This is a genomic window from Mesorhizobium sp. M1312 (assembly GCF_040318115.1).
Taxonomy (GTDB): Bacteria; Pseudomonadota; Alphaproteobacteria; order Rhizobiales; family Rhizobiaceae; genus Mesorhizobium.
The window spans coordinates 48424-63417 of sequence record NZ_JAMYLQ010000027.1 but is presented as its reverse complement, the minus strand read 5'-3'; the positions used below and the strand labels follow the sequence as shown (position 1 = coordinate 63417).

General features: G+C 60.5%; 11 protein-coding genes. 9 read left to right on the top strand and 2 right to left on the bottom strand.

Annotated features, from left to right (window positions below; genetic code table 11):
* Positions 1–76 precede the first annotated feature (76 nt).
* The 4 genes from NKH36_RS25990 (at position 77) to NKH36_RS25975 (ending at position 4938) form a co-directional block, all read left to right on the top strand.
* On the top strand, positions 77–442 hold the full coding sequence (locus NKH36_RS25990; protein WP_352959958.1) for a hypothetical protein: 366 nt from the start codon (positions 77–79) through the stop codon (positions 440–442).
* 17 nt (positions 443–459) lie between these two features.
* On the top strand, positions 460–3174 hold the full coding sequence (locus NKH36_RS25985; protein ID WP_352959960.1) for an ABC transporter transmembrane domain-containing protein: 2715 nt from the start codon (positions 460–462) through the stop codon (positions 3172–3174).
* Between the two features lie 266 nt (positions 3175–3440).
* Complete coding sequence (locus tag NKH36_RS25980; protein ID WP_352959962.1) at positions 3441–3890, top strand: cyclic nucleotide-binding domain-containing protein; 450 nt, start codon at positions 3441–3443, stop codon at positions 3888–3890.
* A gap of 193 nt (positions 3891–4083) precedes the next feature.
* Positions 4084–4938: an MBL fold metallo-hydrolase gene (locus NKH36_RS25975; RefSeq protein WP_352959964.1), complete on the top strand. Its 855-nt coding sequence runs from the start codon at positions 4084–4086 to the stop codon at positions 4936–4938.
* Here NKH36_RS25975 and NKH36_RS25970 read toward each other — a convergent pair.
* Positions 4918–5703 (bottom strand): polysaccharide deacetylase family protein, encoded by a 786-nt coding sequence (locus NKH36_RS25970; RefSeq protein WP_352959966.1) that lies wholly within the window; start codon positions 5701–5703, stop codon positions 4918–4920. The genes NKH36_RS25975 and NKH36_RS25970 overlap by 21 nt on opposite strands.
* A complete protein-coding gene (locus NKH36_RS25965) occupies positions 5700–6788 on the bottom strand; it encodes a glycosyltransferase family 4 protein (protein ID WP_352959968.1) in 1089 nt (362 codons plus the stop codon). Before NKH36_RS25965 ends, NKH36_RS25970 begins: the two co-directional genes overlap by 4 nt.
* Positions 6789–6862: 74 nt before the next feature.
* On the opposite strand from NKH36_RS25965, the gene NKH36_RS25960 reads away from it, so the two are divergent.
* The 5 genes from NKH36_RS25960 (at position 6863) to NKH36_RS25940 (ending at position 14992) form a co-directional block, all read left to right on the top strand.
* A complete protein-coding gene (locus NKH36_RS25960; RefSeq protein ID WP_352959970.1) occupies positions 6863–8041 on the top strand; it encodes a DUF3095 domain-containing protein in 1179 nt (392 codons plus the stop codon).
* Positions 8042–8151: 110 nt separating this feature from the next.
* On the top strand, positions 8152–9495 hold the full coding sequence (locus tag NKH36_RS25955) for a nucleotide sugar dehydrogenase (RefSeq protein ID WP_352960059.1): 1344 nt from the start codon (positions 8152–8154) through the stop codon (positions 9493–9495).
* Positions 9496–9699: 204 nt separating this feature from the next.
* Entirely contained in the window at positions 9700–11040 is a 1341-nt protein-coding gene (locus tag NKH36_RS25950; protein WP_352959972.1) for an adenylate/guanylate cyclase domain-containing protein, read from the top strand.
* A 161-nt stretch (positions 11041–11201) separates the two neighbouring features.
* The gene (locus NKH36_RS25945) at positions 11202–13097 is read left to right on the top strand and encodes an ABC transporter ATP-binding protein (RefSeq protein WP_352959973.1); all 1896 of its coding nucleotides are present in this window, start codon (positions 11202–11204) and stop codon (positions 13095–13097) included.
* A complete protein-coding gene (locus NKH36_RS25940) occupies positions 13094–14992 on the top strand; it encodes an ABC transporter substrate-binding protein (RefSeq protein WP_352959975.1) in 1899 nt (632 codons plus the stop codon). The genes NKH36_RS25945 and NKH36_RS25940 overlap by 4 nt, the downstream gene beginning before the upstream one ends.
* Positions 14993–14994: the final 2 nt, after the last annotated feature.

The following is a 14994-nucleotide window of genomic DNA, read 5'->3' as shown; positions in this document are numbered from 1 at the left end:
CGTCTTGTATGTTGGGATTTCGGGCGACACAACGCAATCTTGCCTCCCGGAAGGCTGTTGATTCGCGGACGTGATTATGCAGCAAGCCGCTTCGCCATTGCCCGGTGCCGGAGAGAGCCTGTTGCATCTGTCCGGACCATCGGCGTCCATCCGCCAGCACCAGCGGCGCAGCTGCGGCCTTGTGCTGCTCGGCTATTCGCCAGAACCCTACGGAAGCCGCGAACCGTTTGGCCAGATGCTTTCTTCGCTGATCAACAATGCCCACGGCGTTGTCATCGACCATGCGCCGGAACTGGATCGCGCCGCATCGCAGGTTCCTGCCATCGTCGAGCGCAGGACGATCTCCGTGCGCTGCAGCTTCGAGCTTGTCGTTGGCGACGAAGAAATTGCCGACACGCCATTCGCCAGCAGGTGCTTTTACATCCTGCCTTATTCCAACTGAAGGGTCCACAGCCGCATATGGAACCCAGCCTAGCCCGCTATATCTGGACACACACCAAGAAGCAGCAGCTCTGGATATTGATGATCGTCGTGCTTTCGATGATCCCGTATTTCATGTCCTTCGACCTGCCGAAGCTGATCGTCAACGGCCCGATCCAAGGTAGCGGCTTCGAGCAACCGGGCGCGACCCAGCCATTCATGAGGCTACACTACAACCTGCCGTTCATCGGAGAGGTCCAGTTCTTCTCCGGATTTCAGCTCGACCGCAAGGAGACGCTGTTTGCCCTGAGCATTGTCTTCCTCTTGCTAGTCGTCATCAACGGCTTGTTCAAACTCTACATCAACACCTACAAGGGCCGCCTCGGCGAACGCATGCTGCGGCGTATCCGCTTTGATCTTCTCGATCGTGTGCTGCGGTTTCCGCCGGGTTACTTCAAGCGGGTGAAATCCGCCGAAGTGGCGACCATGGTGAAGGACGAGGTGGAGCCGCTGGGCGGCTTCATCGGCGATGCCTTCGTGCAGCCGGTGCTGCTCGGCGGCCAGGCGCTGACGGCCATGCTGTTCATCATGATCCAGAACTTCTGGCTCGGAATGATAGCCGCCGTGATCGTGGCGTTCCAGATCGTGCTCATCCCGCGAATGCGGCGGCGGCTGATTGTGCTCGGGCGCCAACGGCAGTTGACGGCACGCGCGCTTTCGGGCCGGATTGGCGAAATCGTCGACGGCATCGGCGCGGTTCACGTCCACGATACATCAAACTACGAGCGGGCCGACATAGCTGCCCGGCTCGGGCTCATCTTCAAGATCCGCTTCGATCTTTACCAATGGAAATTCATGGTGAAGTTCCTCAACAATTTTCTCGCGCAGATCACGCCTTTTCTGTTCTACATGATCGGCGGGTACCTGGTTATCCAGGGGCGGCTGGACGTCGGCCAGCTCGTGGCCGTGATCAGCGCCTACAAGGAACTGCCCGGGCCGATGAAGGAACTGATCGACTGGGATCAGGCGCGGCAGGATGTCCAGGTCAAATATCAGCAGGTCGTTGAACAGTTCACCGTCGAGGATCTCATTGCGCCGAGAATCGGGGCATTGACGATCGACGCTCCCGAGCCGATGACCAAACCCCTGTCCGCGATCGGTCTGTCCATAGCAGACGATGGCGGTGCAATGCTCCTCGACCGTATCTCCCTCCAGGTCAAGCCGGGTGAGACGGTGGCGCTGGTCAGTACCGCAACAGGTGGAGCCGAGGCGCTTGCAGAAGCCTTCGCGCGGCTGAACTGGCCGGATAGCGGAAGGGTCGTTTCGGGCGCCGACGACCTGCTTGAACTCCCCGAAGCAGTGACCGGCCGGCGCATGTCCTATGCCTCATCGGATGTTTTCCTGTTCCAGGCAAGCCTCCGCGATAACCTGCTCTACGGGTTGAAGCATGCGCCGCTGACATCGGTGACTTATGACGGTGCCGCGGCAGACCAGCACCGCTGGAACATCCACGAGGCGCGCCGGTCGGGCAATCCGGAGCTTGATATCCACAGCGACTGGATCGACTATGCTGCCGCCGGCGCTACCGGCCCGCACGACCTTTTTGAAGCCGTGCGCCGGGTGCTCGACGCGGTTGTTCTGTCGCGCGACATCCTGGATCTCGGCTTGCGCTCTTCGGCCGACCTCACGCGCCATACGGAGCTTGCAAGGCGGATCGTCGAACTGCGTGCGGCGCTGCGAACCCGGCTGGAACGCGAAGGGCTGAGCGGACTGGTGGTTCCTTTCGAACCAGGCGCCTACAACAAGGAAGCAACGATCGGCCAAAACCTGCTCTTCGGCGCTGCCGCCGGCCCCGAACTGGCCGACAGGGCTCTAGCGGCCAATCCCTATTTTGCTTCTGTGCTGAGGCAAGCCGGCCTCGACCGCACGCTCTACGAAATGGGCATGGAGATCGCCGAACAGGCGATCGAGCTATTTGCCGACCTGCCGCCCGATCACCAGTTCTTCCAGCAGCTCGCCTTCATGAGCGCCGAGGAGATCCCCACCTACGAAACCTTGCTGCAACGGCTCAAGAACCGTGCCTACGAGGCGGTTTCGGAGAGCGACCGCGCCATGATCGTCTCCTTGAGCTTTGCCTATATCGAGCCCCGGCACCGTTTCGGACTGCTGAGCGACGAACTGATGAGCAAGATCGTCGCTGCACGCAACCGGTTCTATGAAAACCTGCCGCCCGAGCTGCAAAATGCGATCGAACGGTACGATCCTGCCAAATACATTGCCGCGGCCACCGTCATGGATAATGTCCTGTTCGGGCGTGTGGGCAACAACCATCCCGACGCGCCGGACCGCATACGGACCATCGTCTATGACATTCTTGACGAACTGGGGCTTTATGCCGAACTTCTGGATGTCGGCCTGGACTTCAACGTCGGAGCCGGCGGCAGGCGGCTGACCGGTGGACAGCGACAGAAGCTCGATGTTGCCCGAGCCCTGCTCAAGCGTCCCGATTTTCTCATTCTTAACCGGCCGCTGTCGGCGCTCGACCAGCGCATGCAGGATAAGGTGCTGCGAAACGTCCTCGAGGAAGCCAGGCGCGACGGCCATTCGCCGGCAATTGTGTGGGTCCTGACGAATCCGGCAATGGCGATGATGTTCGATCGCGTTATCGTCTTCGACTCGGGTCAATTGGTGGAAGACGGAACACACGAGACACTTTTGGCAGGGAACGGTATCTTCAAGGAACTGCTGTCATAGAGCAACGAACATTCAGATGGGATCATTCTGCCGGTGGGAATTTGCTGCAAGGTCAAGGGATTCGGCGAAGGGCGTAGCGGCCGCAAATTCACCCGGCTCTTCGGGTTTCCGGCTGGCGGACGCCATTTTGTCAGGCGGCATCGCCCGATCGCTCGACATCGGGCTCGCCACCTTTCGCGTGGTTCGTCTCGCCACCGGAAACAGAATTCCATCTGGGCGGCCGTTGCTCTAGTCTGGCAAAGGCGAAGTTGGGAAGGTTTGCGACAATGCTGCTCAAGGACGAAGTTGGAATGCTGCAACGCGTTCCCTTGTTCTCTGCCATCGAGCCGACAAAGCTCAAGCTGCTTGCGTTCACATCCGATCGCGTGAGCTACAGCGCCGGCCAGATCCTTTTCCGGCAGGGCGACGAGGGAGACGCCGCCTATGTCATCCTTTCAGGCAGGGCGGATATTCTGGTCGATTCCGACCGCGGACCGATAAAAGTTGCCGAACTGCAGCCAAATTCGATTGTTGGCGAGATCGCCATATTGTGCAACAGCTCCCGCACTGCCACCGTCAGAGCGGCAAGTCAGCTGGAAGCCTTGAGAATCCGCAAGGATCATTTCCTGAGGCTTATGAGGGAGTTCCCGGAAATGACCATCGAAATACTGCGGGTTCTTGCCGATCGCCTAAGCCATACGACCGCGGATCTGATCGACGCACGAAGCGCCAAATAACGAATGACGTGCGCTCGATCCTCGCCGTCGTGATGGCACTGTCCTCTTGCTGAGAAGGTCACCCGGAGAAAACCTGTCTCGCCTGTTTGTTTTGACGCAATTCCCGACGGAAAACCGTTTCACACTTTTCCTGGAATTGCTCTAGCAGCAGTTGTTTGGCTACTATGGGCGGCGGGGACTGCGAAGGGCTAGCATGAACGACGACGTTTTCCTGGTCAGGTTTTGGGGCGTTCGCGGCAGCATTTCGGTATCGGGGCCAGAATTCTCTCGCTATGGCGGCAACACAATCTGCGTTGAGATGCGATGCGGTGAGCATACGCTTCTGTTCGACGCGGGCACTGGCCTACGGCCTGCCGGCGGGGCGCTTCGGGCGTCGGGCGTGACCGATTTCGACCTGCTTTTCACCCATTGCCATTACGATCACATCATCGGGTTGCCGTCTTTTGCGCCGATCTATGACCGGAGCGTTAAGGTTACGCTTTGGTCCGGGCATCTTGCAGGACACATGACGACCCGGCAGATGGTCGATGAGTTCATGCGGCCGCCATGGTTTCCGATGAAACTGGAGTTCTGCAAGGCAAGGCTCGACTATCGCGATTTCGTATCCGGAGACGTGCTTCGGCCGCGCGAAGGGGTGGTCGTCCGAACCGGCAGTCTTATCCATCCGGGCGGCTGCATAGGCTACCGGGTCGAATGGGGCGGCCGCGTCGTGGCGGTGATCACAGACACTGAGCACGAGCCGGACAAACTCGATCTGGCGGTGCTTGGCCTGATCGAAGATGCCGACCTCGTCATTTACGATTGCACCTACACCGAGGAGGAAATGGAACACCGCCGCGGTTACGGGCACTCGACATGGCAACAGGGCGTCAAGCTCTGTGAGGCGGCCGGCGCGCGGGGGCTTGCGCTGTTTCACCACGATCCGACACGAACCGACGCGGAACTGGACGAGATCGAGAAACTGGCCAAAGACAGGTTTACCGGCGCTTTTGCCGCGCGGGATGGCCAGACGCTCAAATTTCCAGTCTCATTGCGCAAAAAGCGCTGAGCTATTTTCCTCACCGGCGCTGCGCCCGATCAATGTCCTAATCGGAAGCCATGCGCAGGCTTCACTCTGTGCGGTGACTGTGAACAGCCGTTCGAGGAAAAGCCAGGCCGATTCATCATGTACGAGATGGTGGGTGAGCAGGCCGACCGGTTCGCCGCCGTCGAATGCATGCTGCAATTGCGCGATGATAGCCTGAACCAATAGGCCATGATCGCGGCAGCCGCGCGTGCCATGCCAATCCATGATGTCGACATTGCTGTTGATGACCGCCATTGACGCCGGCTTCGGCGGCCCATAGACCGACAATGCTGCGAATCCTATCGACCCAAGGTCGGATACCAAGCCAGCGTCGATCCTGTTCCAGGGTGGCACCAGCATCGGAACGGCACGTGCGCCGTGCAGGTCGGTTAGGTGCGACAGCCCGCGAGCCAGATCATCGAGCACCGCCTCGCGTGGCCGATGCGCGCCGAGCTCCTGCTTTTTCTGGTGCTCGGGCGCATGATTTCGGTGCGCCCAGCCATGGATGGCGACCGTGGCATGCGGCGCCTCGTCAAGCCGGGCGACAAGCTTTTCATCAGTCAGGGCCGGAATGACGGCCAGAGTGACCGGAACCGCGAACTCACCGGTGAGGTCGAGCAGCCGATCAAGCGCAGGCGTCGGATCCACGGCGTCATCGTCACGCAGCCAAAACTCTGCCTTACGGTCCGCCCGTTGCCGGCACGCCAGTTCTTCCACCAAAGGCTGCCATATCTGATCGGATGTCATGAAACCGGGATCTTCGCAAGAAGTTCGGCCAGACGCGCCGCTGCAACGCCGAGGGAGCGTTCTTCGAGGATGAAACGTCTGGCTTCCGCGGCCATGATGGTTCTTTCGTCGTTACGGGCCAGAAGCCTTTCAATGGCAGAAGCGAACGCCGCCACATCGCCCGGCGGGGTGAGAAACCCGGTCTGGCCATCCCGCACGACCTCCGGCACGCCGGCGATGTCCTGAGCCACCACCGGAAGGCCGGCTGCCTGTGCTTCAAGATAGGCAACGCCATAGGCCTCGCCGCAACCCGGCCAGACGTAAATTCCCCCACTGTAGAGGACATCCGGCACGGCGGCCGGCTCAATCGCGCCAAGCCATTCGATACGGTCGGCGGGCAAGCCGGCGAATTGCGCTTTGACCTCGTCACGGGCAGGCCCATCCCCGACGACCGACATGGTCCAGGGCAGGTGGCCGATCGGACCGAGCGCCTGCGCCAGCATGCGATAGCTTTCGACTTTGTCGCCCGGGCGCATCATGGCGACGGTAACGAGGCGCGTCGGACAACCCCGTGCCGGCATTTCCCGGAATACCGATGTGTCGATGAAGGGCGAAAGCATACCGAGAGCGGCGTCGGGAATTGCATCTGTCAGTCCCTGACGATCCCTTTGCGTGAAGCAGATGTTCAGCGCTGCCTGTTCGACGGCTCGCGCCACCAACGCTTGCGTATCGGCCCACAAACAGGCGTTGCGCCGCCTCGAATAGGAGGCTTCCGCTGTCACATAGGGGATAGCAAAAGCCGACGCCAGCTCGGGTCCGATCAGGTCGGGCGCCTTGTAATAGAGATGATAGGAGAACCAGAGATCGGGCTTGCCGTCACGATCCCAAAGCTTTGTCAGCCGCGCGGCTTCCTCCCGAGCCTCGAGCTTGAGCGCATCGAAACTTTTCGACTCCGGTTCGCGTAGATAGAAGCGCAATTCGGATGCTAGTTCGACGCTATGCCCTCCATGCTCCAGCGCCTTGACCAGCATCCGTGCCATCTGGCGGTCGCCGGAGGCAACGGGATGATTGGGCGACTTCAGCGGCGCGTAGAAGGCAATTCGCATCGCCGGACCCTATCATCGGAAACCCTGCGCAAGTCAATTTCGAAGCATGATCGACTTCACCCTCAAGCAGTGGAATGTGCTATCTGATGCTCATGGAAAAAGCTGCCGCGTCCGACCCGTTTGTCGCTTCTTTGCCGGTCTTCGCAAAGTTCGAAAGCGTTGCCGATATCGATAACTATCGGCCTCTCCCGGATGGCTGGGCGCTGGCCACCGCAGACATCGTCGGCTCGACCAAGGCGATTGAGGCGGGGCACTATAAAACCGTCAATATGGCCGGCGCCAGCGTCATTTCGGCGCTGCTCAATGCGCTGGGTCGGCAAGATCTTCCCTTTATCTTCGGCGGCGACGGCGCGCTCGTGGCGTTTCCTGGCTCGGCGCTGGAGATCACCCGCAACGCGCTGGCGGCTGTCCAGAGATGGGTGGCGGACGAACTGGATCTGACCTTGCGTGCCGCTATCGTGCCGATAAAGGATATTAGAGCGCAAGGCCTCGACGTTCGCGTGGCGAGGTTCCGGGCCTCTGAAGCGGTCTTCTATGCTATGTTCGCCGGCGGTGGCGGCAGTTGGGCGGAAGCTGAGATGAAAGCGGGGCGCTACCGCATCGATCCTGCGCCAGCTGGCGCGCGGCCGGATCTGACCGGCCTCTCCTGCCGCTGGAACCCGATCGAAGCCCGGCATGGCGAAATCGTCTCGATCATAGCCATACCGGGGGCGTCGCGCGACTTGCGCGGTTTTCAGTTTCTGGCTTCCGACATCATCGCCCTTGCCGGCAGGCAGGAACGCGATGGCCACCCGGTGCCGGTGAACGGGCCGCGCTACAGTTTTCCGCCCGCCGGCCTCGATATCGAGGCGCGCGCCATGGCGCCGGTAGGACGGCGATGGCTGTCGAAGCTGTGGATATTGTTTCTGATGACGCTTACGGCTGTCACCGATAGATATGGCTGGACGATCGGCAGTTTCGATCCGAAGGTCTACAAACGCGACGTGGCCAGCAATTCGGATTTCCGGAAGTTCGACGACGGTTTGAAGATGACTATCGACGTTGACGCGGATGTGTTCCAACGGATCGAGAATCGGCTGAAACAGGCGGAAGAGGCGGGCATCTGCAACTATGGCCTGCACCGCCAGAAATCGGCCTTGATGACATGCCTGGTCGCCTCGCCGCTGCAGCGCGATCACGTTCATTTCATCGACGGCGCGGCCGGCGGCTATGCGATGGCCGCCGCAAGCCTGAAGGCGAAGGTGCCGGCCTGACGACGGCTTGCGGAAATCGATTTTCCGCAATATGCCTCGGGTTCTTGGGGAACTAGGTGAGCCTCGCCATGGGAGCGGACGGCCTGTCGGAATTGACGGAAAGCAGATTTTTGGACGCCTCACGATCGGCATATGACCGTCTTCTGACCCGGATTTCGACGCGCGCCGCGCAAGTCGGCGTGATCGGACTGGGCTATGTCGGATTGCCGCTGGCGGTTGCGATCGCACGCGCCGGCTTTCCGGTTTCCGGCTTCGACATCGAAGCCCAGAAGGTCGAGAGCCTGAACAACGGCCAATCCTACATTGAGGCGGTGACGTCGACAGCCCTTGCCGGCCAGGTGGCGAGCGGACGGTTCCGCGCCACTGCGGATTTTGCCGAACTGGCCGTCTGCGATGTCATCATCGTCTGCGTCCCGACACCGCTGACGAAAAACCGTGAGCCGGACCTCTCCTTTGTCAGGAACACGGCAGGCACCATCGCGAAGCATCTGCGTTCCGGCCAGCTGATCGTGCTGGAATCGACCACCTATCCCGGCACCACCGACGACGTGATCAAGCCCATACTGGAAGAAACCGGCTTGCAGTCGAAGATAGACTTCTTCCTCGGCTACTCGCCCGAACGCGAGGATCCCGGCAACCGCAGCTTTGAAGTCGCGACGATCCCCAAGGTCGTGGCAGGCGACGGCATTGAATCGGCGACGCTGGTGCAGGCTTTCTACCAGGGCGTGGTCAAGACCGTCGTTCCGGTTTCCACCACGGCGACCGCCGAGGCGGTCAAGCTGACGGAAAACATCTTCCGCTCGGTCAACATAGCCCTGGTCAACGAGTTGAAGGTCGTGCTCGGTGCGATGGGCATCGACATCTGGGAGGTGATCGAGGCGGCAAAGAGCAAGCCCTTCGGCTACATGCCTTTCTATCCTGGCCCCGGACTTGGCGGGCACTGCGTTCCGATCGATCCCTTCTACCTGACGTGGAAGGCGCGCGAATACGAACTGCCGACCCGCTTCATCGAACTGGCGGCAGAGATCAACACGGCCATGCCGCGTCATGTGGTCGATGAACTGGCGAAGGCGCTGGACCGGCGCTGCGGCAAGGCGCTCAGCCGCTCGCGCATTCTCATCATCGGGCTGGCCTATAAGAAGAATGTGCCCGACATCCGCGAAAGCCCCTCATTGCGGCTCATTGAACTCATCGAGGAATGGGGCGGCAAGGCGGAATTCCACGATCCGCATGTCATCGAGATCCCGGCCACACGCGAGCATATGGCGATCAAGGGGCGTCGCTCGGTCGAATTGACCGAGGCGGCCTTGAAGGATTTCGACGCTGTCGTCGTCGCAACCGACCACGACGCTATCGACTATCAGGCGATCGCTGATCACGCTCTTCTGATCGTCGACACACGCAATGTTTTTGGCCGCCTCGGGCTGGCCCGAGAAACGGTGGTGAAGGCCTGACCGCGTCTCAGCCGGCGATTTTTTACCTGATGTCAGGATCATGATTGCACTCCGCCGGCAGCCTCGCCACATAATGCCCCTTCGCCGGCTTTTGCCGCCGAAGCGGCATTATTGACTTCGAGGGTCTTATCTCTGGGTCGTTAGTGGACCGTGTTGTGGCGGATCAAAGGAGAATGGCTCGTCTTCGACGGGTCTCAAGATAGCATGAGCACAGCGCAAGCAGAAATTTCTACCATTCTCATGGATAGGGTTGCCGATTGGCTGACCCAATCGGCACTGGCGGGCAACGACCTGGAAACATTGGTAAAAGGCTTTTGTGAACGGCTGGCTGCTGCGGGCCTGCCGCTGAAGCGGGTGCATTTGAGCTTTTCGATGCTTCATCCGCTTTATGACGCGCTTGGCTTCACTTGGCTTCGCGGCCAGGGCATGGAAGTGGAAGGCTTCCGCAAAGAGGACGGCGTTCATTCTGACAGATTCCTGACCAGCCCATACTACCATCTGCTCAGCAACAAGCTCGACCATCTGCGGCGCCGGCTCGACCCGTCGGTCCCATCGGAATTTCCTGTTTTCGATGAATTCAGGCTTATGGGCGTGACCGATTACATGGCTTTCGTCCATCCCTTCAACGGCAATACCAGCCAGGGCATGATGGGGTCCTGGTCCACCGACAGTGCTTCAGGCTTCAGCGACAGCATGATTTCAGCGCTGCTGCGCATCCAGAACCATCTCGCTATCGCAACCAAGATGGCGGTGCTCACCAAGCTGGCCGACAACATGATGACCACTTATCTCGGCGGCGACGCCGGCAGGCGCGTGCTGGACGGCCAGATCAAGCGCGGCGAGGGCGATACAATCCGGGCTGCACTGGTCATGGCGGATATGCGCGGGTCGACAAGGCTTGCCGAAACTTCCGGCCGCGAAATCTACATCGATACGCTGAACCAGTTTTTCGATGCCATTGCTGCACCTTTCAATCGCGGAGGCGGGCAGATCATGAGTTTCCTGGGCGATGGCTTCATTGCCGTCTACCCTTGCGAAAGGCACCGCTCGCAGTCCGAGATCGCCTGCCGGGCTGCTCTTGCGGCAGCGCACAAGGCCACAGCGCGCATGATAGATCTCAATCTGCGCAGAAAGGAGCAGGGGTTGGGCGACATAAACTTTGGCATCGGCCTGCATGTCGGCAATGTCATGTTCGGCAATGTCGGGCTTACAGACCGGCTCACATTCTCTGTCTTCGGCTCGGCTGTAAACGAGGTCCAGCGCCTCCAGACCCTGACCAAGAAATATCCGCACAGCGTTCTCGCCAGCAAAGACTTCGCCAGCTATTGCGGCGCCAACAGCTGGCTGACGCTCGGCAACGAGGAACTGGCGGGCATCAAGCAGAAGCTGACGGTGCTTTCACCCGATCTGTCGGGTGCTCTCGCACTCGATGAGGACGGTGCGCTGGAGCCGATTTACGACCGAATATCGGACGCCGAACAGGTCATGCTGCTTCATCGCGATGCCGCGCGGCTGTCGGCGGGCGACCCGAGAAAGCTCCAGTAACCGCCACGATGATCCGAACGCCTTTGGTATGCAGTCGGGTCGCCGGTTCCGCCAGGGAACTGGCGACCGATTCGAATCCAAGTTGCTCTAGGCTGGCAATGCGCTAGTCTCGCTTTCTGGTCTGCCGCCCGGCAGGCTGCCAGAGTGGGGCTGGTGTGAGAATGAATTCGGGTGTTGATCTGCTGCGGATCGAGGATGTTGGCATCTCTTTTGCCATTATCGGGGGACCGTTGCATGCCGTCAGGCGTGCAAATCTTCGCGTCCTGCCCGGCAAGGTTACCGCGCTTGTGGGCGAGTCCGGTTCCGGAAAATCGGTTATCAGCCAGGCAGTGATGGGCATTTTGCCGAACACGGCCCATGTTCGCGGCCGTATCCTGTTTTCCGATCCTGAAAAGCCAGGCACGACGCAGGATATCCTGCAGATGCCGCGTGACGGACCCGAGATCCGGGCGTTGAGAGGCAGCCGGATCGGCAAGATCTTTCAGGAGCCGATGACATCGCTGTCGCCGCTGCACACGATCGGCAACCAGGTCAGCGAATCCCTGCAGATTCATACGCCCATGGCTCGGGCGGAGCGCAAGGCGCGGACCGAGGAAATGCTCGGCCTTGTCGGCTTTCCCAATCCCAAGCGCGCCTATGACATGTATCCCTTTGAACTTTCGGGAGGATTGCGTCAACGCGCCATGATCGCGATGGCGCTTATCTGCCGGCCCGCCTTGTTGATCGCCGACGAGCCGACGACGGCGCTGGACGTCACCATCCAGGCGCAAATCCTGCAATTGCTACGCGAGCTTCAGACCAAGCTGAACATGGCGATGCTGCTGATCACGCACGACCTTGGGGTGGTCGCCAATGTCGCCGACGAGGTGGTGGTCATCTACCATGGCGAGATCATGGAAGCGGGACCTGTCGAGGCGATATTCCGCCGGCCAGGTCACCCTTACCTGAAGGGCCTTATGGCAGCCGTTCCGCATTTCGATCTGAAGCCTGGCGAAAGGCTAAAAGCGCTCCGCGAGGTGCCAGTGAATGTCGAGAACCTGCTCGGCAAGCAGACGGCGCCGGCATCGAAGGGGCCGGACGACATCCTGCTGTCGGTCAGGGATCTGAAAAAGACCTTCACCACCCGCAAGTCCGGATGGTTCGGCGGGGATCATCAAACCTCTGTTCGCGCCGTGGACAGCGTGAGCTTCGATATCAGGCGGGGTGAGTGCCTGGGTCTGGTCGGCGAAAGCGGCTCCGGTAAAACCACTGTCAGCAAGATCCTCATGCGGGCTGTCACCCCTAGCGGCGGCTCTGTGATCTTCAACGGCCGCGATGGACCGATCGACGTCTTGGAAGCCGAGGGAAACGCCCTGCGCATGCTGCGCGCGAAAATCCAGATGGTCTTCCAGGATCCGGTTTCGTCGCTTTCACCTCGCATGACGGTGGAGAACATTTTGAGCGAGCCGCTGGAAATCCATCAGCGTGGCAATGCCGCGTCCCGACTCGCCACGGTCAAGAGCCTGATGCAGGCAATCGGGCTCGATCCGCGCTTCATCAAGCGTTATCCGCACAGTTTCTCCGGCGGGCAGCGTCAGCGTATCGGCATCGCGCGCGCGTTGGCGCTGGGGCCTGAACTCCTGATCTGCGACGAGCCGGTTTCGGCACTCGATGTCTCTGTCCAGGCGCAGATACTGAACCTTCTGAAGGACCTGCAGAAAGAACTGGGCCTGACCTACCTGTTCATATCCCACAACCTGGCGGTGGTGGACTACATGGCAGACCGCATCGCGGTGATGTGCGGCGGGCGTATCGTCGAGCTCGCGCCGCGCGAAATTCTGCTTAGGAAACCGGTCCACCCCTACACGCGCTCACTGGTCGCCGCAGTACCTTTCCCCGATCTCGACAGGCTAATGGATTTCAAGACGCTGAAGGTCAGCGGCGGTTCCGACACCAGCGCATGGGGACCGCAATTCCGCGACGAGGGCGACGAGGATATGCTGTCGCCGCTCGAACTTGGCGGCGGCCACCTCGTGCTGGCCCGGCGTACGGCCGATGTCAGCGAGTTACGCCATTGATCACCCGGCGCACCGTCCTTGGCCTTATGGCTTCGGCATTTCTGCCGGGCACGTCGCGCGCCGGCGATCTGGAGCCGGAATTTCTTCAGCCGCAGCTGAAGGCCAGGGCGCTGCCGGCACTCACCGAACGCTTGCCCAAGAGTCCGCGCGCGTTGAACCTCGCCGCGATGGGCCGGCAGCCCGGCCAGTATGGCGGCACGCTGCGCACGATCATCGGCAGCCAGAAAGATATCCGGATGATGACGATCTACGGGTATGCTCGCCTGGTCGGCTATGACGAAAAGCTTAACTTGCAACCCGACATTCTCGAAAGTTTCGACGTAGCGGATGATCGCGTCTTCACTTTCAAGATTCGGGAAGGGCATAAATGGTCTGACGGTAGCCTGCTGACGCCGGAGGATTTTCGCTATTGCTGGGAAGATGTCTGGCTGAACGATGAGCTGTCGCAAGGCGGGCTTGCCCCCGCCCTGCTGGCGGACGGCAAGCCGCCACGCTTCGAGACCGTCGATCCGTCGACGGTCCGCTATAGTTGGGATGCGCCCAATCCCGACTTCCTGCCCAAGCTTGCTGCTGCTTCGCCGCTATCGCTTGTTCTGCCGGCCGCCTATCTCAAGCAGTTCCACAAGAAATACCAGGATCCATTCCGGCTCGCCGGCCTAATGAAGGAGAACCGGGCCAAGAAATGGACGCTCCTGCATATCCGCATGTCGCGGCAGTATCGCCCGGAGAACCCGGAACTGCCGACGCTCGATCCCTGGCGGAACCGGACCAAGCCGCCGGCCGAGCAATTCGTCTTCGAGCGCAACCCGTTCTTTCATCGAATAGACGAGAATGGCCGGCAACTGCCCTATGTTGACCGGATCGTCATGAATGTCAGCTCGTCGGCGATCATCTCCGCCAAGGCCGGTGCCGGCGAGAGCGACCTGCAAAGCATGGGAATTGACTTCAGCGATTACTCCTTCCTGAAGGACGCGGAGAAGCGCTACCCGGTGAAGATGCATCTCTGGAAACGCACACAGGGTTCGCGGCTGGCGCTGCTGCCCAATCTGAATTGTTCCGACCAGGTGTGGCGTGGCCTTCTTCGTGACGTGCGCGTGCGCCGCGCCCTTTCGCTCGCTGTGGACAGGCGCGAGATCAATTTGGCCGTGTTCTACGGATTGGCGCAGGAAAGTGCCGATACGGTCCTGCCGGAGAGCCCGCTCTACCGGCCGGAATTCGCGAAAGCCTGGGTCGCCCATGATCCCGACCAGGCCAATGCCCTGCTCGACGAGGTCGGGCTTCAGACGCGTGACGATGACGGCCTGCGGATACTTCCCGATGGACGCCCTGCGCAGATCATAGTGGAAACGGCCGGCGAAAGCACGCTGGAAACCGACGCGCTCGAACTCATCACCGATCACTGGCGCAAGATCGGGATCGCCCTGTTCATCCGGACTTCGCAGCGCGATATCTTCCGCAGCCGCGCGCTTGGCGGCCAGATCATGATGTCGATGTGGTCGGGCATCGACAATGGCGTGCCGACCGCCGACATGAACCCGTACCAGCTGGCTCCCACCATCGACGACCAGCTGCAATGGCCGCTCTGGGGTGCTCACTACCTGTCTCATGGCAAGGTCGGTGAGGCGCCCGATCTTCCGCCTGTGGTCGAGCTGATGGCTTTACTCAAGCGCTGGAACGCATCGACCGAAGCCACGGAGCGCGCCGAAATCTGGAATTCAATGCTGTCGATCTACACCGATCAGGTGTTTTCGATCGGCACGGTGAACGGAACGCATCAGCCGGTTCTGGCGTCCTCGCGGCTGCGCAATCTGCCTGACGAGGCGCTCTACGGCTACGACCCGACCGCCTATTTCGGTGTCTACATGCCGGATACATTCTGGCTTGGAGAGTCCTGAGC

Bases quoted from the DNA above. Each gene is read 5' to 3' on its own strand.
- NKH36_RS25990 (WP_352959958.1), top strand. From the start codon at position 77: ATGCAGCAAGCCGCTTCGCCATTGCCCGGTGCCGGAGAGAGCCTGTTG.
- NKH36_RS25985 (WP_352959960.1), top strand. From the start codon at position 460: ATGGAACCCAGCCTAGCCCGCTATATCTGGACACACACCAAGAAGCAG.
- NKH36_RS25980 (WP_352959962.1), top strand. From the start codon at position 3,441: ATGCTGCTCAAGGACGAAGTTGGAATGCTGCAACGCGTTCCCTTGTTC.
- NKH36_RS25975 (WP_352959964.1), top strand. From the start codon at position 4,084: ATGAACGACGACGTTTTCCTGGTCAGGTTTTGGGGCGTTCGCGGCAGC.
- NKH36_RS25970 (WP_352959966.1), bottom strand. From the start codon at position 5,703: ATGACATCCGATCAGATATGGCAGCCTTTGGTGGAAGAACTGGCGTGC.
- NKH36_RS25965 (WP_352959968.1), bottom strand. From the start codon at position 6,788: ATGCGAATTGCCTTCTACGCGCCGCTGAAGTCGCCCAATCATCCCGTT.
- NKH36_RS25960 (WP_352959970.1), top strand. From the start codon at position 6,863: ATGTGCTATCTGATGCTCATGGAAAAAGCTGCCGCGTCCGACCCGTTT.
- NKH36_RS25950 (WP_352959972.1), top strand. From the start codon at position 9,700: ATGAGCACAGCGCAAGCAGAAATTTCTACCATTCTCATGGATAGGGTT.
- NKH36_RS25945 (WP_352959973.1), top strand. From the start codon at position 11,202: ATGAATTCGGGTGTTGATCTGCTGCGGATCGAGGATGTTGGCATCTCT.